Origin of the sequence: Leeuwenhoekiella sp. MAR_2009_132 (assembly GCF_000687915.1) — a bacterium.
Lineage (GTDB): Bacteria > Bacteroidota > Bacteroidia > Flavobacteriales > Flavobacteriaceae > Leeuwenhoekiella.
In genome coordinates, this window is sequence record NZ_JHZY01000002.1 from 1183004 (window position 1) to 1201553 (window position 18550).

The following is an 18550-nucleotide window of genomic DNA, read 5'->3' on the forward strand; positions in this document are numbered from 1 at the left end:
CTATATTTATTAAGCACCACATAAAAACAAATCATTTTTAATATGAAGAATTTATTTAAAAAGAAAAACGAGTTATCTCAAAAAACAGAAACTGTTTCATTACAGATAGAAGGAATGACCTGTAGTGGCTGTTCATTACATATCGAAAAGGATATCAATAAAAAAGATGGTATTCTAATCAGTTCTGTGAACCACGAAACTGGTAAAGGAGAATTTACTTTTGATACTGCCAAGTTGAATAAAGAGGAATTGATTAACGCTGTAAATAGCATTGGTAAGTATACGGTTGTTAAAGGCAATGAAAAAGAGGATTGTTGTGATTCAATTTCGGATAGCACGACAGATAAAGCGTCCAACAAAGGAAAAAATCAATTCGATTTAATCGTAATTGGAGGTGGTTCTGCTGCATTTTCAGCAGCCATAAAAGCCGAAAGTTTAGGGCTTACCACGCTTATGGTAAATGGTGGTTTAGATTTTGGTGGCACTTGTGTTAATGTAGGTTGTGTACCTTCTAAAAATCTAATTCGAGCTGCCGAAACAGCTTACCACGCTACACATTCTAATTTTGCAGGAATAAAACCAAAAGGCGTTGACATTGATTTCGCACAAGTTATCAAGGATAAAAAAGCTTTAGTTGCTGCATTACAACAACAAAAATATATGGATGTGGTCAGTGATTTTAAAGGCTTGACCATGCTCAAGGGATGGGCAGAGTTTGTGGATACTAAAACCATTCTTGTAGATGGAAAAGACAAGTTCACTGCAACCAATATTATAATAGCCACGGGAGCAACCACCAACATACCTAATATCGAAGGATTAAATGAAGTTGGGTATTTAACTAATGTGTCTTTGTTCGATTTAGAAGAAAAACCAGAAAGCCTAACCATTATGGGCGCAGGTTACATAGGGTTGGAAATAGCAATGGCCTATAATCGTTTAGGTGTAAAAGTGCGCATCATAGAATTTACCGATAGGCCTTTACGAAGTCAAACCGAAGACATTACTGGTGTTTTAGTTGAACAAATGAAAAGTGAAGGCATTGAAATTCTTCCAAATTTTAGAGCCTTTAAATTTGAAAAAGAGGGCAACAATACTATTATTCATTGTAACTGTCCTGATGGTTCTACAACACAAATTGTTGAAAAAGGACATATTGTTGTTGCTACAGGAACCACGCCAAACACGTCTAAATTAGGTCTAAAAAAAATAGACCTAAAATTATCAGAAAGAGGGCATATTGTGGTTAATGAAAAAATGGAAACTAATATTTCCAATATTTATGCAGCTGGTGATGTCACTAATACACCGCCATTTGTGTATACAGCAGCAACCGAAGGCAGTACAGCCGTTAATAATGCATTTTCATTATCAAAACAAAGTGTAGATTATGCATCATTACCTTGGGTAGTATTTACAGACCCTCAAATTGCGGGAGCAGGTATGGATGAAATTGAAGCTGAATCAAGAGGCATTCCTTTTGAAGTATCAAAATTAGATCTAACACATGTACCAAGAGCTTTAGCTGCACAAGATACCAGAGGATTTATAAAGTTGATTCGTAATACGGAAACGGATAAATTAATTGGAGCAAGAGTAATAGCACCAGAAGGTGGTGAACTCATCCAACAATTAAGTATGGCTATTAAATTTGGAATTACAGTAAAAGATTTGGCTGAAAGTTTTTATCCATATTTGACACTTGGAGAAGGAATCAAATTAGCAGCAATTACTTTTGGAAAAGATGTTTCTAAATTGAGTTGTTGTGCAAGTTAATCCCTACTAAAAGCCATACACATTTGCAATTCGCTCAAAGCCACCACGCCATCAAAAATTGCAAAAGAGTATGTCTTGCCAACGCTCAATCCGAACATTTAAGAAAATATCGGAATTGAAAAGCAGAACGGAATAAAGCCAGTGGGTAACAACGTATATAAAAAATAGCAGTTAAGAGCTAAACTAAAAGTTTGGTTCTTTTCTGCTATCTTTGTTTTCAACTGAAAAATTGCACATACAAATCTGCTACTTTTCATATACAAGACCGTTGTGCGCAATTAAAAAAACCGTCATTTCCTGAAATAGGTTGACTAAAAATCAATCATTTAATTCAGGATCAAGATGAAAGACAACAAACCTCCCTGCCCAAAAAAACAGTATCAAAAAGTAAGCTTTGAACTCAAACTAATGATCATTGACCAAATCCAAAATGGTCAGATCTCCGTTAATTATGCTGCTAAATCCTACAACGTTTCAAGATCTTCTATTGACTATTGGCTAAAAAAATACAGTACCTTAGAACAAAAGAAACGTGGTATGAGTAAACAAGATGAAATCAAAAAGCTAAAAGATAAAATTAAAGAACTGGAGTTTGTAAAAGAGTTTCAAAGGGATTACATCGCTAATCTCGAGAACTTATCAGGACTTGATCTAGCAAAAAAGCATTTGCCCGAAGCATTGGCCAAAGAGATAGAAAAACGCAAAAGAGACCTTTTAAAATGAAATGGGTTTATCAATGTTTCGGGATATCTAAACAAGCTTTTTACAAGCGTCTGGCAACACATCAAAAGTCCAACAAGCAAGAACTGGCAATTCTTGATCTTATTGAACAGGTCAGAAAAGAAATGCCCAAAACAGGCGGTTTAAAACTATATAAATCAATCAAACCGGCTCTTGTTGAAAAGAATATTAAAATGGGCAGAGATCGCTTCTATTCACTTCTTAGAAGACATCGACTGCTCATACCCAGAACCAAAAGAGCACATATCACAACAAACTCTAAACATCACTTTTATAAATATCCTAATTTAGTTAAAGACTTCATTCCCCAAGCTGCAGAGCAGCTGTGGGTAAGTGATATCACCTATATCAAAACAGATGGTGGTAATGCATATCTGGCACTGGTAACAGATGCCTATTCTAAAAAAATAATGGGTTATAAAATTGATGATCATATGAAAACAAGTCTTTGCATCGATGCATTACGAATGGCCTTAGCACAACGAGAATATCCAGACCAAAAGCTAATTCATCACTCCGACCGCGGTTTGCAATACTGTAACCCTACCTATACTAACTTCGCAGAGAGAAACGGAATCAACATCAGTATGACTCAGCAATACGACCCTTATGAGAATGCCGTAGCCGAACGAATAAACGGAATATTAAAACAGGAATTTGGATTGGGTAAAACAATTGTGAGTCTGAAATTAGCTCAGAAAATGGTTAAAAAAGCAGTCAAAATCTATAACTCAAAACGAATGCATTACAGCCTGGAGTTTAGAACTCCGGAATTTGCTCACAGTAATCAAAATCATAATTACAGACAATACAGAAAAATACCGATATTAGTAACTCAATAAAAACAAAATAGTAAACCGACAACTGGTCAACCTATTTCAGTATAAGACAAACTTATGGGAATTCATTATCAGCAGTCAAATATTCATTGGAATTACTTCTTATCTATTGAAAGAGATTTTGAGAATTTATCCAGATATATAGAATTTACTGAATCGAACAACAATACTTTTTCGATTGAATTAGCTCGACTTTTAATGACAGCAACACAAGAAGTTGATGTTATTATGAAAGACTTGTGTAAACTCGTAGATGAAAACTCTACTGCTGACTCTATCGGTGGATATAAAGCCATAATTAATGAGAGAATTCCGGAATTTAATAATGAGAACGTTTACATACCGAGATTCGGAATGAATAGCAAACCTTGGAGCGAATGGAAAGAAGCAAATAATCATCCTATTTGGTGGACTGCTAATAACAAAATCAAACATCATCGAACTGAATTCTTTGAACGAGCGAATTTTAAAAATACTTTTAACGCTATTGGTGGTTTATTACTTACTACCTTATATTTCTACAAAAAGAAAGCAGAAAAAGAAAATGGAGCAGAAATGGATTGGATGGAATTAACTGGAATGTTATTACCTAAAACAAGTCTATACAAACTGAACGATGATTACTATTATGGAGAAGTTGTGGCTGGAAGAAATGAGTGGTAAATAACTGCGCACAACAACGTATATATCTCATAGCTAGTCAGTTGCTTAATAGAAGTTAAAGCATATTTGCTAGTCCGCCAAATTTTTTAATTTGGCTTATTGAGAAAAAATAATAAGAAAAATTTAAAAATTTGGCTCGTGCTTAATCCGAAAATAATCGATTATTTCACGCTACGAGCCATATACAAGACCGTTACAGGCAATTCAAACCAAACTTATGAGAATGCTAATTATTATTGGAGTTTTACTACTAACAAGCTGTAAAAACGAAAGACAAAAGGCGGAAATAGTAAATAAGAAAAGTAGTGATTTAGAAAGGTACGATAAGCTAAAGTGGAGCGGAATGTTGCATTACAAAGATGATGAATATCAACTTGCTCTATCCAATTTCCAAGATGCTTTTAAAATTATCCCTGACGAATCAACAAACGACTACTTTTATGCTACAGCGGCTGCGTTGAATTTAGGTCAAGATGATAAGGCTGAGCAACTTTTAATTGATGCAATCGAAAAAACAAATGCATCAGAAAGTTACTTTCTAAGATTTGAAGAATTTAATAGTTTCAGAAACAAAGAATTATTTAAAAAAATTAAGAAAGATTACAATAAATACAAAAAAGTCTTCTTTGACAATCTCGAACATCCAGAGATTTATTATGAAGTTGAGAATTTAATAACAAAAGACCAAGAAGTAAGAACTGGAGATTATTCGACAGAGAAAATGCAAGAGGTTGACTCATTAAATATGACACGACTGATTGAAATCAATAAGGAATATGGCTGGCAAGAAAAGCAATGGTTACTTCTTTGGCATCAAAGAGGGTATCACCGAGAAGATAATTATATTTGGAACTATTTCAGACCTTATATAAATAAAAAGATAGAAAAAGGCGAGCTGCGAAAAAGTTTTTGGGCAAGGTTCAGTGACGAGCATTCAATGTTCGTTGGAAATGGTAATCAAATTTATGGCACCTATTGGAACAATTATGATCAATTCCCAATTGACGAAATAGCGAAGGTCGATAGTCTGAGAGAAACTGTTGGACTTCCACCATTAGCTTATTTAAAAAAAGTTTATGGAACAGTTCCACCAAAAAAATATGATAAAGAACTGCCTGTAACAATGTATATAAAAAATAGCGCAAATGATTGATAAAACGAAGGTTCGAGCACTTTTTTGAGATCGCCAAATTTTCAAATTTGGCTATTTGAGAAAAGAAAGATAAATTTAAAAATTCTGCTCGAGTTTAACCGAATGGATAGCGCCCTTTTTTAGCGCAACTTTTCATATACTCGACCGTTACTACACATTTGATCGGCTAGAAATTAAAGCCACTTCCCTCCTGCTAATTCCTTCTAATCCCAAAGATAAGGTCTCAAAAAACGGACAGTTTAAAGTCGGTGCTTATTAAAATCTATTCGTTATTTCCGCTTTTAAAGTAAATCTACTAGAGCTTGTCGACGGAATTTTTCACGCCAAATTTTCTGTAAGTTTTCTAGATATCCTGGCTCGCTCGGTGTAAAAAAAGCGTAGACTCGTTGAGGGATTCGGCTGTAAAAATACGGGTTAACCTCGCTTTTTTCTTTCTTGGCCTTCTTGCAAATTCTGGCTCGCTGTCAATGAAAACGTGCAGTAACAGAGGGTATAAGGCATTGCTTCGGATTTTTCTGCCGAAAAATCAACCATTTTACTATCTTCGAGTAGCGCGGAATTGTCCTGCGGACAGATTCCGCAACGACTTATACCCTAAGCGTTGGCAACAATATTTATAAAATGAAAACAATTAATTATGAAAAAAATATCTAAAAAAACATTAGCCATAATTTTGATTTCCATTAGTTTATGGATAATAGGTAGCTTCCTTTTATACCCAGAAAAAAATGGAAAAACTACAATAATGATTATATCAATCATAATAATCGGCGGCTTGTATTCTCAAATTAAAAAGGATAGAAAAGCATATTCAAAACTTTAAAATAAAATTTTATTGTCTTCCTTTGAGATGATATTTGAATAAAACGTAAAAAATATAACGGAAAGGAACTCTATATATTCCTTACATAAAAAGTGATTTATAATTGATGAATAAAATTAGGATTTTAGGATTGTTGTTATTAATAACTGGATTAACAATAATGTACATATATGATAATAGTGGTTTAGATTTTATTTCAGGTATTCTTGTCGGAGCGGGCTTAATTTGGACAATTACAGGTCAAATTAAATTCAGAAAAGATGGAAGATAGATTCTGAATAATAAATACATAAAAAACCTATAGCGGAGAGAGAGATAAAACTGACAAGGAACATAAAAAAATATGAAGAACAATAAATACAGTTGCCAACAACGGTTATCACAAATAACGGGTTTTATCGGAAAAGTGTAATTTAGTATCCTAACAAGAAAACAACTAAGCCGACAAGTTCGCGTCCCTACTCCCGCAACTTGTGTTAACCGAGACCGTTGCCATACATTTTGAAAAAAATCTTACTCATATTAATAATCCTTTTAATAATCAGTTGTCAGGAAAAGACGACCGAAATTCGATTTTATCCAACATATCCGGTTTCACCACAAGATTCGATTGAAAAAATGGACTTGGACAAATCAAATATGGATTTTAAAGATCTTACCAATTGGATCAGCAAAAATCAATACCACGATACAAGGTCAATTATTGAATTTAAAGATGGTGGAATTTTAAAAAAAATAATCCCTTACGTTCGTGGCAACGGATTAATCAAAGAACGAAGTATTTTAAGTATTACATCTGATTCAATCCTCATTGACGATGGATATCCAATAAGCGCACTAAAATGGGTACTCAAACGACACTATACAAACAATGGAAAAGATTTTCGTTATCCTGATTCCCCAGAACGTGCTGGTGTCGAAATTACCTTAGACACCAACAAAACTGCATACGTCCTAAAACAATGTTTAATAAATCTAACACGAATATTTGACGAGGTTAATAGCGAAGTAAAAGACACACTTCAATTAAGGTTTATTTTCGATTATTTTAGGCAAATTCCTCCTCCACCGCCGCCGCCAATACCAAATGAAATTCAAAGCGTGGAATAAAAAACGTATGGCAACAATATATATAAAAATTAGGTCAAATCTTTGATTTTTAGAGTATTAAGGTGTATTTGGGAAGTCCGCCATATTTTTTGATTTGGCAACTAAAAAGAAAAAGTAGTCACAAAATGCAAAAAATATGGCTTGTGCTTTGTTCAAAGGTAATTGCTTATTTCTGCCCTACTTTTCATATACCGAACGTTGCCAGTAATTTGAATGAAACACACACAAATAAAAATATTGCTATTTCCAATAATCGCTTTAATAATTTCTTGCTCGACAAATAAAGGGCTGATTAAAAGAGACAAATCGGATCACGGAACTTTGAAATACTATGTGCAAACAGACTTGAATGACGAAAACTATAAAAAACGAATAATAATAAAAGTTGCGGATTCTGTTTATTACAGTTTGTATTCAGACGGAATTAATAAGCTTACGAAAAAGAACAAGAATTCGGTCTATCGATTATTTTATGGCGAAATACCAAAAGAAATGGATGCCCAGATTGCGTATCAAAAATTATCGGAATTGGATTCATTGGTATTATCTAAATCGGACAAAATATTAGACTCGCTGAAATGGAATGATTTTAAACGTTGGAACGGAGCGTCAGCTTTTGAAATAGAAGTCGTTTATTATCACGGATTTCCTAAAAATGGAAAATTTGAACCCTATTAAACGGAATAAAAAACTACTGCCAACAAAGAACTGAGGTAAAAAACAACTCTTTTCTACATTAAATTTGTAGACCTATTTATCCTTTGCTAAAATCTGTAACTACAGATCTTAACTTTTTCATTTATTCCTTTTTTGACCTATCCTTTGGCTAGAACAGATACATAATTTTCATCGTAGGGTAATCCAGATATAGCAATGGCAAAGGCCTGTTTTAAAAGGGTATTAGCTACCGCGATCAATGCCAGTTTCTTACTCTTGCCCTTGGCTACTATTCGTTCATAGATTTCCCTGCAGCCCTTGTTGTGTTTACAAGCATTAAACGCACATAAAAACAACAGATTTCTGAGTTTCTTGTCACCCACTTTACTAATCCTACTTCTACCCCTTACACTACTCCCCGATTCCCGTATCGTTGGGGTGATCCCTACATAACTGCACAGCTGTGAAGCCTTGTCAAACTTAGAGAAGCCATCTGTTATCACAACTAAAAACAAAGCCGTCTTGATCCCTATTCCAGGTATACTGGTTAGTAAAGTTAGTTGCTGCTGTTGATCCTGTTTTACAAGCTCTAGCAGACGATCTTCGATCCCTTTTACCTCTTTGTTTAAATGTTTGAGATCACGCTTTAAAGACCTGTAAACATACTTCGAAGGGAGGCCAAGTACTTCTTCTCCATGAAGTTTATTCTTTGTGGCCGTGCGCTTCTTTAGGTAACTATCCATAAGCCTGAACAGCTGCAGGCATTCTGCCTGTACATCGCTAAGAGCATTATACAATGGGACTTCGTTAGACAACACATAATTACAAATAGCTTTGGAATCGCTCTTATCGGTCTTTACCTTAGCTAGTTTCATCTATATGAAACGCTTGACTGACAAAGGGTTTACTACAGATACAGTAATACCATTTTTGTAAAGAAACTGTGCAAGTCGATAGTGGTAATAGCCGGTGGCTTCCATAACTACCAAAGAGTCTGCAGCTAATGTTTTGACAAATAATTTAAATCCCTTCTCATCATTCTTAAATTGAGAATGACCACATTCACTACCATATACATCCTTACTGATATCAACTCCAAAAGTTTCTTTATATTTATTCATAAGAACTGATTTTATGAAAGAGCATACTACCTTAATCACAACAACTTGAAAACGAGGTCTAACCTCACAGAACTGAACGTGCTTGAAGTAGTAAAAGAGAGGGGATTATCAATGTTGTCGAAGTCGTAAGCTTCACCGTATATAGTAACCTTAATCCTCTCTTTGTTCTTTCTGATTATACTATCAATTTAAAGAGAATCAAACTTAAGTTGTATATAAAAAATTGCTGGTGCAAGCCTACTTACGAAAATCCTCGTGGATTTTCTATTCAGCTTGTATTTGTTAAGCTAGGTGCTTAAAACACGCCACTATTTAGCAAATAAAAACCGTTGTACGCAATTAAAAAAATCCTGCCCGCACTCAAAAATTGACTTATAAAAATTATTAGCGAGGCAACCTTTTATGAAAATTTTACGTCTTTATTATATAAGGCTAATTTAAAAATTCAAAATGAAAAAAATCTTTATAATTATTTGTTTACTTTTTTTTTCGGTTAATATAACCGCTCAAAATAACCTAAAAAGTAAAGATAGTATTGCTACGTTTTATGACGAATTAGTTTCGATTATGAAAGCTGAATATTTCTTTAAAGACCAAGTAGATTGGACTCAAATAGAAACTGAATTAAACGAAAGGCTTTATGATTCTAAAGGTTTTAAAAATTCACTTGATGAAGTAACTTTCCTTTTTGATAAACTCAACGCCTCCCATTGCTCTGTGCATTTTGAAGAAAATATTTACAAAGATTCCAATAAAGGTCCAACTTCTTCTGATTTTAGTGAGAAATGGTTGAAAAAATATGCAACAAATCCAAACTTCGAAGTAAAGGTAATTGATAATCAATATGGATATATTTTGATGCCAGGTATAAATATTTTAAATGATAAAGAAAGTCATAAAATAGCACAACCAATGTATAATCAAATCAATGAGCTAAAAAATTCTAAGACCATAAAAGGTTGGATTATTGATTTACGGTTTAATACAGGTGGTGCTGTTACGCCTATGCTTTTAGCATTATATGATTTTTTAGGTGATAATGATGTTTGGGGCGTACTTGATATTGACAAAAAAAGAACTGACATAATAGAACTCTCAGAGGGTAACTACAAATATAACTCTAAAAAATCATCTTATATAAACCCTAAAGGAGAGCTATTAGATAAGGTAAAAGTTGCAGTTATTACTAATATTGCCACAGCTAGTTCTGGAGAAATAACTGCACTATCTTTCAAGGGAAGAGAAAACACTATTTTTATCGGTGAAAAAACTTATGGAGCGACGACATCGAATGTTATAAGAAATCTACCTTTTGGAGCATATATGGCATTAACTGTTGGTTATGATTGTGATAGAAATGGGAAATTCTATAAAAAAATAATTCCAGATATTAAAATTGCTGGAAAGGACGATTTTGATAATTTACTTTTAGACGGCAAAATACAAGAGGGAATCAAATATTTTAACGAAAAATAACTACGCACAACATTATATAAAACAATGCCAAATTAGTTCTTGAATTGAAACTTTTTGCGTCTTTGCAATGCTTGATTACCTCGGAAAAATCATCGCTTACAAGCTCGCACAGTTTTTATAACAGACGCTGGGAACAAGCAAAGTGCAAGAATTAATAAAAAAAATCAACTACAAGAATGAAAACAATTTTAAAATCGGTACTCACTGCCTTTTTTGCTTTAGGCGGAATTTATTCTCTACAAGCGCAGGATTGCCAGTGTATTGAAGCGTTTGACAAGGCTACAGACGCCTATGAGAAAAATTATTCGCTATTTATCTACAAGGTTACAGACGACAACAGAGCCTTATATAACGCCCATAAAGAAATTATTAGGGACAAAGCAATTCAAACGACTGATTTAACTGCATGTCAAACGTTGCTCGAGCAATATCTTGAATTCTTTAGAGATGGACATACGTATATTATAGCTTCTGATAGCCCAACAAGGGAAACTTCTATCGAGCAACTGGAGATAAATGAAAATCAATTCAAAGAAGATTACAAAAAAAATGCGTACGATCTAAATCCACTTTTAGGAATTTGGAAAAGAGGCAGCTATACGGTGGCGATCACACCAGATCTAAACACCGGTGAAACAGAACGCGATTTTGTAGGCGTAGTGCTAGAAAGTAGTAATCCCAATTGGAAGAAAGGCCAGGTTAAATTTGAACTGTATTCAAATTTTGGCACCTCATATGAAATAAACCATATGATGGGTGATCACAGCGCTCAGAAAACCTCCGGAGATCAAATAAGTATCGGCGTACTCAATATCCAAGAGATAGGCGAATGGGAAAAACTGTGGCCAGAGGTTGAAAACAAGAAACATCCAAGTGAGATAGAACGCAAATACGATGAATTTCATCTGAGTTACATCGATGAGATACCGTATCTAAGATTACCCGATTTTTATTCGGTAGAACCAAATCATGTAGATAGCATCATGAAAGCAAACCACGATAAGATTCTAGAATCTGATTTTATGGTGGTTGATATACGCGGAAATACCGGCGGAAGCGATGCGACGTATTTTCCGGTTCTTCCCTACCTCTTAGATGGTCCTATCACCTTACCATCCAATGGCTTTTGGCTTAGTGAGGATAACACCGAATATCTAATCAATGCATTTGCAGCCTCTAATGATTTAACTGTTGAAGAATATGCAAAACAAGAGAAAGAAGAATATGAGATGTTTATTAAAAATAAAGGAACCGCATATTTTAAAGGAGCCGAAACCGGAAACACATCCTGGACCTTTGCTACAGACACCATTTACCCAGGCCCTAAAAAGGTTATTGTATTAACTGACGAAGAAGTATATAGCTCTGGCGAAACCTTTGTATACCGTGTGAATCAAAGCGATAAAGTCGTAGTCTACGGGGAAAATACGGCTGGCGTTGTAGATGGCTTTAATGGATTTCCTTTAGATCTGGGATGTTTTACAGCATTCTTCCCTACTTCCTATCGCGCGCCCGATATAAAAGAAAACCCTATTGATCCTTACGGTATTGCACCAGATGTTTATGTAAATGAGAAAGAAGATGTTTTGGCTTATGCTATTAAACATATGACACAATTGCTTAAAAAGGATAGCCGAAAATAGAAACAATAAAGCCAGTAGCCAACAATCTCTATTGCCTATAAGTAATGGCTTGTTCTTGTCTACCTTGAAATTCCTGCTGAATTTCGAACTTGGTTTCTGCCTGAAAAGTTAATCGCTAAACCACGCAACTACTCATAGCCGAAACCGTTGTAGCACATTTGATAAAAACGTCCCGAATTCAAGAACTTAACGCAACAAATCAAAATTTTAGATTTGTTGTATGCCTATCAAAAACTATAATCGATTAAGCCTAAAAGAGAGAGTCATATTACAGACCCTTTTAGAAGAGAATAAGTCTAAATCATTTATTGCAAAAAAGCTTTCCAGATCAAGATCTACCATTACCCGTGAGATCAAGAAATGGATCATTAAACCCGGAGATAAATACGATGCTTCACTATCGGATTGGAATGCCAAAGATGACTATCTAAACAAAAGAAACAAGGATAAAATAAGCACCCTTCCCAGACTTAAAATCTATGTCTATAAAGGACTTTTAAAAGGGTGGTCTCCAGAACAAATAGCAGGAAGGATTAAGAAAGATCATCCCAAAGATCCTGGGATGACCATTTCCTATGAAGCTATTTATACACATATCTATTCACACAGACAAGCAAGGCTAAACAAGAAGCTTATCAAGCTCCTACCCTATCAAAAATCACTGCGAAGAAGAGCCTGTGCAAGTACAAAAAGAGGCTCTAAAATCAAAGATCAGGTAAGTATTGAGCAAAGACCCTTGCACATTGAAAACAGGCAGGAAATAGGTCACTGGGAAGGTGATTTGGTGATTGGAAAAGCACAGAAAAGCGCTATAGGAACTATCGTAGAAAGAAAATCAAGATACACCTGTATTGTAAAACTAAAAGATCGTAAATCAGCTACAGTAAGAAAGCAATTTGTAAAAGAGTTCAAAGCTTTTGATAAACAGCTTACAAAGACACTTACCTATGATAATGGCGTAGAAATGGCTCAGCACGCAACACTTACTAAACAGACAGGAATGCCCGTTTATTTTGCTCATCCATACGCATCTTGGGAACGCGGAACAAACGAGAATACTAATGGCCTAATCAGACGGTATTTTCCTAAAGGAACTGATTTTTCTAAGGTATCAGAAAAACAACTCAAAAGTATCCAGATAGCACTTAATAACAGACCCAGGAAAATCCTTAATTACAGTACTCCCATTGAAGCTTTAAAACTAGAACCTTGTGATTTTTTGAGTTCAAAAAATCAAGCACTTTTAAAAAGAAAAAAGTAAATTGAATAACCTAATAATAGTAACACTTGTTGCGCTAGAACCTTGAATGCACCCGTCCCGAATTCAAGAACCTAACGCGATAAATGAGAATCAACTGCCGAAAATGCAGACATTCAAATATTGACTAATAAGATCGAACTCAAACCTACTGCAAAATAAGTTGACAGCACTATTTTAAAAACTGAACTTATAATCAATTTAGTGTTATTGACCACATTTAATTTTCCCACTTTTCACCCCAGCTGTTTAGTGCCAATATTATCTCAATAAGATCTTTACCTTTATCGGTAGCTGAATATTTCAATTGTTGGGGGTTGGTGCCTGGTATCTCACTTTTGCAGATCAATCCCTCATCCTGCAATTCAGCGATTCGTTTGGCCAGTACCTGATCGGATATAGTCGGAAAAACTTTCTTTAGTTTGCTAAATTGGTAGACCTCTTCTGAGATACAATATAACAACTGCATTTTCCAACGTAAGCCTATTCTTTTTAAAATACTATTGACATTGCAATATTCTGCCAAAATTTTCAAGTTCTCATAATTTGTCGACTGTAATTTGAGTTCGCTCGCCATGGTATCTTTTATCTGTGTGCCTTTCTAACTCACTTTCGGGTGAGATATTGACCTTTCTATTTGTTAAAACTAATTTTGTCAAAAACTAATATAATGAAAAATACAAAGAGAGTACTTCTGTTTTTAATCCTAGCCTTTACTGTTCAAATAAATTTTGCACAATCAAAAAGCGATGATCCTACCTTTGTTCTAATACACGGTGCATGGCACGGCGGATGGTGCTGGAAAGACGTCAAAGAAAATTTAATTAAGGAGAATTTTGCGACTTATACTCCCAGCTTGAGTGGTATGGGCGAGAACAGGCATAATCTAAATGATAGTATAAGTTTGAAAACCCATATCCTCGACATCATTAGCTTGATAGTGATGGAGGATTTGGAGAATGTTGTTTTAGTGGGCCATAGCTATGCTGGTTCTGTAATTACCGGTGTAGCCGATAGCATACCTGAAAGACTGAATAAATTGATCTTTCTGGATGCCATGCTCGTACATGATGGAGAGAGCCCGATAACTTCAGAACCTAGATCAGAACAGCTCAAAAAGAAGAAAATTTTTGACAAAAAGGAACATTTCGACCCTATATCTTCAACATATTTTGGCGTTTCTGATATTGAAAAGGTTGAATGGGTCAATGCAAGGTTAACCCCTCAACCTTATATGACCTTTGGCCAACCATTACAGCTACAGCACGCTTTTGGCAACGGGCTCCCAATGGTTTACATCGCCTGTAAAAATCCTCAACTTTCGGTTTTAAAAGATAGAAGTGACAAGCTCAAAAATGAACCAGGTTGGAAATATTTAACATTGAATACAGGTCATGATGCCATGATTACCATGCCCAACGAGCTTTCTGTAATGCTTATGGAGTTGGCTAAATAGAACAAACGTAATTGCACCTGGAGCAATTGAAACCGATTTTGGTGCTGTAGTGGCTTTTTTATGTACAGAAGATGCAGAATGGATAAATGCTAAACGAATTGAAATTTCAGGCGGGCAAACGATTTAACGAAATATGTAGCGGATTAAAACACACCACAACATCGGTCAAGTGCAAATAGTGGGCATTCTGATGAAAAGTGTTATTTAAGATACCAAGAAACAAACAACTAAGCCGACAAGAAAGCGTCCCTACTCCACGCTACTTGCCTTAATCTAGACCGTTATTGTTAATATAAACTCAAGCTCAACCCAAAAGTAGATTTGACTATGCTCTTCTTAGATATGGAAAAGTAAATACTTATCCATTAAACCAACTTTGTATCCTAATTTAAATCTAAAGAAAAATGAATACAAAAAAAGTATGGTTTGTTACAGGAGCTTCCAAAGGCCTGGGGTTAACACTAACTAGAAAATTACTCGCTCAAGGTTTTAGGGTAGCTGCTACTTCAAGAAGTAAGAAATCCCTTATTGAAGAAATTGGAGAAGAAAATGAAAATTTCTTATCTATCGAAATGGATCTGACCAATAACCAAAACGTTAAAGAAGGTATAGATGCTACCATCAGTCATTTTGGTAGCATTGATGTTCTGGTTAACAATGCGGGCTATAGTCAAATTGGAACTTTAGAAGAACTTTCTGAAAAGGAAGTAGAGACTAATTTTAAGGTGAATGTATTTGGCTCTCTAAATGTGATTCGAAATGCTTCTCAATACTTACGAAAGCAAAAATCAGGACATGTTTTTAACATTTCTTCAATAGGTGGCTATACCGGAAACTTTGCAGGTTTTGGTATTTATTGTTCTACTAAATTTGCAGTAGCTGGATTTACAGAAGCTTTGGCAGAAGAAATGAAGCCATTTGGAGTGAACACCACTTTAGTGTACCCTGGTTATTTTAGAACAAATTTTTTATCAGAAGGCTCGGTTCAAACTCCAGTTAATCGCATTGAAGATTACAAAGCTGCTAGGGAAATGGAACAAGCCCATATAAATGATATCAATGGCAATCAACCCAATGACCCAGAAAAGGCAGCAGACGCATTTATCGCTTTAAGTCAACAAGAAAATCCTCCTGTACATTTCTTTATGGGAGAAGATGCATACCATTATGCAAATCTAAAAATTGAAACCGTCCAAAAAGCGATGAAAGCAAACCAAATTTTAGGAACATCAACAGGTTTTACCAATTAGTTTATGGAACAAGAAAAAATCGAAGCATCAAAAGAATATATTGGAATGTGGGTTACAAAAGACGGCAATATTCGCCACGAATTATTGCCCAATAAACGATATGATGAAGCAAGAGGTACTAGAAAAAGTGCTTATCAAGGAGATTATAACATAACCGATAATCATATTGATTATAAAGATGACAAGGGTTTTACAGCTGATGGAGATTTTAAAAACGGAATTCTATATCACGCAGGTATGGTGCTTTACAAAGAAAACTAATTATTAATTTTAAAGAATGAAAACAATATTTCGATTTAAATCTCTTGGTGAATTTCATAGTTATAGTAATTTAACTAAACCAGAGCACCCATTAATTAGTCTGGTAGATTATAGTAAAGTGAACTATCCAACAGATGCCAATGAAATTAAATGGGTGCAGGATTTTTATTCCATTGGTTTGAAACGAAATGTAAGCGAAAAGTTCAATTACGGACAACAAAATTATGATTTTGACGAAGGGGTGTTGTCTTTTGTTGCACCCCAGCAAACCCTGAACATTCAAATAAATCAAAATGTAAAAGTGAAAGCTTCTGGGTGGTTATTATTGATCCACCCAGATTTTTTATGGAATACAGCCTTAGCGAAATCCATTAAAAAGTATGATTTCTTTGGTTATGCCGTTAACGAAGCCCTTTTTTTATCAGAAAAAGAAGAAAATAATTTAGTAGAACTATTCAAAAACATTCAAAGAGAATATCAATCTAATATTGATAAATTCAGTCAGAACATCATCATTTCGCAGATTGAGCTTTTATTGAATTTTGCTGAACGTTATTATGAAAGACAATTTATTACAAGGAAAATTACCAATCACCAAATCCTCATCAAATTGGAAGAACGTTTAAACTACTATTTTAATAATCCAGAAATTTTAGCGAATGGAATTCCCACTGTTATTCAAATTGCAAATGATTTAAATTTTTCACCTAATTACTTAAGCAGTGCGCTGAAAACTAGTAGCGGTCAGAGCACCCAACAACGCATACATCATAAACTAATTGAAAAGGCTAAAGAAAAATTATCGACCACAGAATTAAGTATAAGTGAAATAGCCTACGAACTTGGCTTTGAATATCCTGCATCATTCAGTAAATTATTTAAGAGTAAAACCAATAGTTCTCCTATTGAATTTAGACAATCTTTTAATTGATAAATACTAACGCTAACAACATATAACGCAAATGACGGGTTTTTTAGAAAATAATTAAATTAGATTGAATAAATACAATATCATTAAGCCGACAAATCAGCATCCATAACTCCGCACCATTTGTCGTTATATGATAACGATGGTAATAGTACAGTCCGAACGCAAAATTAAATTTTGATACCTAACAAAAAGTAACTTTAATACAAGACGTGCTTTAAAATAAAGTTTGAGATGGTCAAACTTGACTTGAAAAATTCTTTTAATTTCTATTTAATATTTATCTTTAAATAATAGAAAGTATCAAACAACATCAAATCGTTCTAAATATACTGTGAGTTAATCGTGAGTTCTAAAATTAATAAAACTCCGTAAGCCCTGTAATTACTGGGGGTTGAAAGCGCATCAAGCGTTCTCTCATCCCGACAAAGCTTTGAGAAATAAAAAACCTGCTAATCTAAAGAATAGCAGGTTTTTGCATTTAAAATTAGCCTACTTATTATAAAACATTAATTTCAGTGGTTTTAGAGTTTATATCCCAGACTTATTGTCTTTCTAATGATGGAATAACTAAGAATGGAACGTTTGTTTTATATACAATTTGATTTATAACCGGTTTGAAAAGTAAATTTTCAAAAAAGTTATGCTTGTTATGTATCATAACCAATAAGTGAATTTTTGATTGAAGCTCAGATTCATCAATTGCTTCAAGTACGTCTTTACCATCTGCAATATGAAATAGGTGCGCACTATTTTTAAAAAAAGTGTCTAAAAATGTTTTAAGAGCAGCCTGATCTGTAGATAGCTCAACTCCAAAATAGGAGTTTAATATATGAAGCCGTGATTGATGCATTTTACATATCTCACGTATTAATCCTAGATAATTATTTTTGCGTTCTACATAATAATCGGTAGGAAACAGAATTTCTTTAGGGTCTTCATACACATATCCCGAAGGCACTGCGAGTACTGGTATTTTAAGACGTTTTATAGCATACATTGTATTTGTACCTAAAAAAATCATTTTAGCACCTGTAGCTCCCTGTGTTCCCATAATCACAAGGTTTATGCTTTCTTTTTCAGCAATATCGCACATTTCAGGTATAAGCAGATTAAAAGACACGATACTGGTAAATGTGTGCTTTTCATTTATAAATTCATTTTCAATTTTAATCTTAAAGCGGTTAAGTTCTTCTATAGCATTGTTTTCTGCAATTTTCTGAATATCCCAAACAGACGAACTATCAAGAATCGTTCGGGTACTAATCATAGGTGGTGTATAGGTATAGAGTAGAAAGAACTCACAAACCACGTTCTTCATGAGGCTCAACGCGTAGTGAATGGCATTTAATGAATTTTCAGAGAAATCTGTAGGTAGTAAAATACGTTTCATAA

The 18550-nt window shown here is 34.4% G+C and carries 16 protein-coding genes and 2 pseudogenes; 15 read left to right on the top strand and 3 right to left on the bottom strand.

The genetic code is table 11. From position 1 onward, the window contains the following. Positions 1-42 precede the first annotated feature (42 nt). The 7 genes from merA to P164_RS05205 all read left to right on the top strand — a co-directional run bounded on the left by merA (position 43) and on the right by P164_RS05205 (position 7783). Complete coding sequence (gene merA, locus P164_RS05175) at positions 43-1776, top strand: mercury(II) reductase (RefSeq protein WP_051437537.1); 1734 nt, start codon at positions 43-45, stop codon at positions 1774-1776. 342 nt (positions 1777-2118) lie between these two features. Next, complete coding sequence (locus tag P164_RS05180) at positions 2119-2499, top strand: helix-turn-helix domain-containing protein (protein ID WP_028375393.1); 381 nt, start codon at positions 2119-2121, stop codon at positions 2497-2499. Next, positions 2496-3359 (top strand): IS3 family transposase, encoded by an 864-nt coding sequence (locus tag P164_RS05185; RefSeq protein WP_028375394.1) that lies wholly within the window; start codon positions 2496-2498, stop codon positions 3357-3359. The genes P164_RS05180 and P164_RS05185 overlap by 4 nt, the downstream gene beginning before the upstream one ends. 54 nt (positions 3360-3413) lie before the next feature. Next, entirely contained in the window at positions 3414-4019 is a 606-nt protein-coding gene (locus P164_RS05190) for a hypothetical protein (protein ID WP_051621214.1), read from the top strand. Positions 4020-4236: 217 nt separating this feature from the next. After that, positions 4237-5172, top strand: a complete 936-nt coding sequence (locus tag P164_RS05195; RefSeq protein ID WP_125411753.1) for a hypothetical protein — start codon at positions 4237-4239, stop codon at positions 5170-5172. A gap of 1324 nt (positions 5173-6496) precedes the next feature. Next, a complete protein-coding gene (locus P164_RS05200) occupies positions 6497-7105 on the top strand; it encodes a hypothetical protein (protein ID WP_028375397.1) in 609 nt (202 codons plus the stop codon). Between the two features lie 213 nt (positions 7106-7318). Beyond that, positions 7319-7783: a hypothetical protein gene (locus P164_RS05205; RefSeq protein WP_028375398.1), complete on the top strand. Its 465-nt coding sequence runs from the start codon at positions 7319-7321 to the stop codon at positions 7781-7783. 137 nt (positions 7784-7920) lie between these two features. On the opposite strand, the pseudogene P164_RS05210 reads toward P164_RS05205, so the two are convergent. Then, a pseudogene (locus P164_RS05210) lies at positions 7921-8883 on the bottom strand (IS110 family transposase). A 450-nt stretch (positions 8884-9333) separates the two neighbouring features. Between P164_RS05210 and P164_RS05215 the strand changes: the two are divergent. The 3 genes from P164_RS05215 to P164_RS05225 all read left to right on the top strand — a co-directional run bounded on the left by P164_RS05215 (position 9334) and on the right by P164_RS05225 (position 13263). Then, on the top strand, positions 9334-10359 hold the full coding sequence (locus P164_RS05215; RefSeq protein WP_028375399.1) for a S41 family peptidase: 1026 nt from the start codon (positions 9334-9336) through the stop codon (positions 10357-10359). A gap of 176 nt (positions 10360-10535) precedes the next feature. Next, positions 10536-12002 carry a S41 family peptidase gene (locus P164_RS05220; protein ID WP_028375400.1) on the top strand — a complete coding sequence of 489 codons (1467 nt, stop codon included), beginning with the start codon at positions 10536-10538 and terminating at the stop codon, positions 12000-12002. Between the two features lie 220 nt (positions 12003-12222). Further along, on the top strand, positions 12223-13263 hold the full coding sequence (locus P164_RS05225) for an IS30 family transposase (protein ID WP_051621218.1): 1041 nt from the start codon (positions 12223-12225) through the stop codon (positions 13261-13263). Positions 13264-13480: 217 nt separating this feature from the next. Here the strand turns inward: P164_RS05225 and P164_RS05230 are convergent, their stop codons facing one another. Continuing rightward, complete coding sequence (locus P164_RS05230; RefSeq protein ID WP_028375401.1) at positions 13481-13837, bottom strand: winged helix-turn-helix transcriptional regulator; 357 nt, start codon at positions 13835-13837, stop codon at positions 13481-13483. A gap of 93 nt (positions 13838-13930) precedes the next feature. On the opposite strand from P164_RS05230, the gene P164_RS05235 reads away from it, so the two are divergent. The 5 genes and pseudogenes from P164_RS05235 to P164_RS05255 all read left to right on the top strand — a co-directional run bounded on the left by P164_RS05235 (position 13931) and on the right by P164_RS05255 (position 17158). Continuing rightward, positions 13931-14716 (top strand): alpha/beta hydrolase, encoded by a 786-nt coding sequence (locus P164_RS05235; RefSeq protein WP_051621219.1) that lies wholly within the window; start codon positions 13931-13933, stop codon positions 14714-14716. Continuing rightward, positions 14715-14843: pseudogene (locus P164_RS18925) on the top strand (short-chain dehydrogenase); the annotation flags it as partial. The gene P164_RS05235 and the pseudogene P164_RS18925, both read left to right, overlap by 2 nt. A 277-nt stretch (positions 14844-15120) precedes the next feature. Continuing rightward, a complete protein-coding gene (locus P164_RS05245; protein WP_028375403.1) occupies positions 15121-15966 on the top strand; it encodes an SDR family oxidoreductase in 846 nt (281 codons plus the stop codon). Positions 15967-15969: 3 nt separating this feature from the next. Beyond that, the gene (locus P164_RS05250; protein WP_028375404.1) at positions 15970-16227 is read left to right on the top strand and encodes an Atu4866 domain-containing protein; all 258 of its coding nucleotides are present in this window, start codon (positions 15970-15972) and stop codon (positions 16225-16227) included. A gap of 16 nt (positions 16228-16243) precedes the next feature. Continuing rightward, positions 16244-17158, top strand: coding sequence for a helix-turn-helix domain-containing protein (locus tag P164_RS05255; RefSeq protein ID WP_028375405.1), 915 nt, complete (start codon positions 16244-16246; stop codon positions 17156-17158). A 541-nt stretch (positions 17159-17699) separates the two neighbouring features. Here the strand turns inward: P164_RS05255 and P164_RS05260 are convergent. Then, the gene (locus P164_RS05260; RefSeq protein ID WP_028375406.1) at positions 17700-18548 is read right to left on the bottom strand and encodes a universal stress protein; all 849 of its coding nucleotides are present in this window, start codon (positions 18546-18548) and stop codon (positions 17700-17702) included. Positions 18549-18550 lie beyond the last annotated feature (2 nt).

Excerpts from the sequence above, each read along its gene's own strand:
- P164_RS05255 (WP_028375405.1), top strand. The coding sequence starts at position 16,244 with ATGAAAACAATATTTCGATTTAAATCTCTTGGTGAATTTCATAGTTAT.
- P164_RS05230 (WP_028375401.1), bottom strand. The coding sequence starts at position 13,837 with ATGGCGAGCGAACTCAAATTACAGTCGACAAATTATGAGAACTTGAAA.
- P164_RS05205 (WP_028375398.1), top strand. The coding sequence starts at position 7,319 with ATGAAACACACACAAATAAAAATATTGCTATTTCCAATAATCGCTTTA.
- P164_RS05235 (WP_051621219.1), top strand. The coding sequence starts at position 13,931 with ATGAAAAATACAAAGAGAGTACTTCTGTTTTTAATCCTAGCCTTTACT.
- P164_RS05195 (WP_125411753.1), top strand. The coding sequence starts at position 4,237 with ATGAGAATGCTAATTATTATTGGAGTTTTACTACTAACAAGCTGTAAA.
- P164_RS05220 (WP_028375400.1), top strand. The coding sequence starts at position 10,536 with ATGAAAACAATTTTAAAATCGGTACTCACTGCCTTTTTTGCTTTAGGC.
- P164_RS05185 (WP_028375394.1), top strand. The coding sequence starts at position 2,496 with ATGAAATGGGTTTATCAATGTTTCGGGATATCTAAACAAGCTTTTTAC.
- merA (WP_051437537.1), top strand. The coding sequence starts at position 43 with ATGAAGAATTTATTTAAAAAGAAAAACGAGTTATCTCAAAAAACAGAA.
- P164_RS05260 (WP_028375406.1), bottom strand. The coding sequence starts at position 18,548 with ATGAAACGTATTTTACTACCTACAGATTTCTCTGAAAATTCATTAAAT.
- P164_RS05180 (WP_028375393.1), top strand. The coding sequence starts at position 2,119 with ATGAAAGACAACAAACCTCCCTGCCCAAAAAAACAGTATCAAAAAGTA.
- P164_RS05190 (WP_051621214.1), top strand. The coding sequence starts at position 3,414 with ATGGGAATTCATTATCAGCAGTCAAATATTCATTGGAATTACTTCTTA.
- P164_RS05245 (WP_028375403.1), top strand. The coding sequence starts at position 15,121 with ATGAATACAAAAAAAGTATGGTTTGTTACAGGAGCTTCCAAAGGCCTG.
- P164_RS05215 (WP_028375399.1), top strand. The coding sequence starts at position 9,334 with ATGAAAAAAATCTTTATAATTATTTGTTTACTTTTTTTTTCGGTTAAT.
- P164_RS05250 (WP_028375404.1), top strand. The coding sequence starts at position 15,970 with ATGGAACAAGAAAAAATCGAAGCATCAAAAGAATATATTGGAATGTGG.
- P164_RS05225 (WP_051621218.1), top strand. The coding sequence starts at position 12,223 with ATGCCTATCAAAAACTATAATCGATTAAGCCTAAAAGAGAGAGTCATA.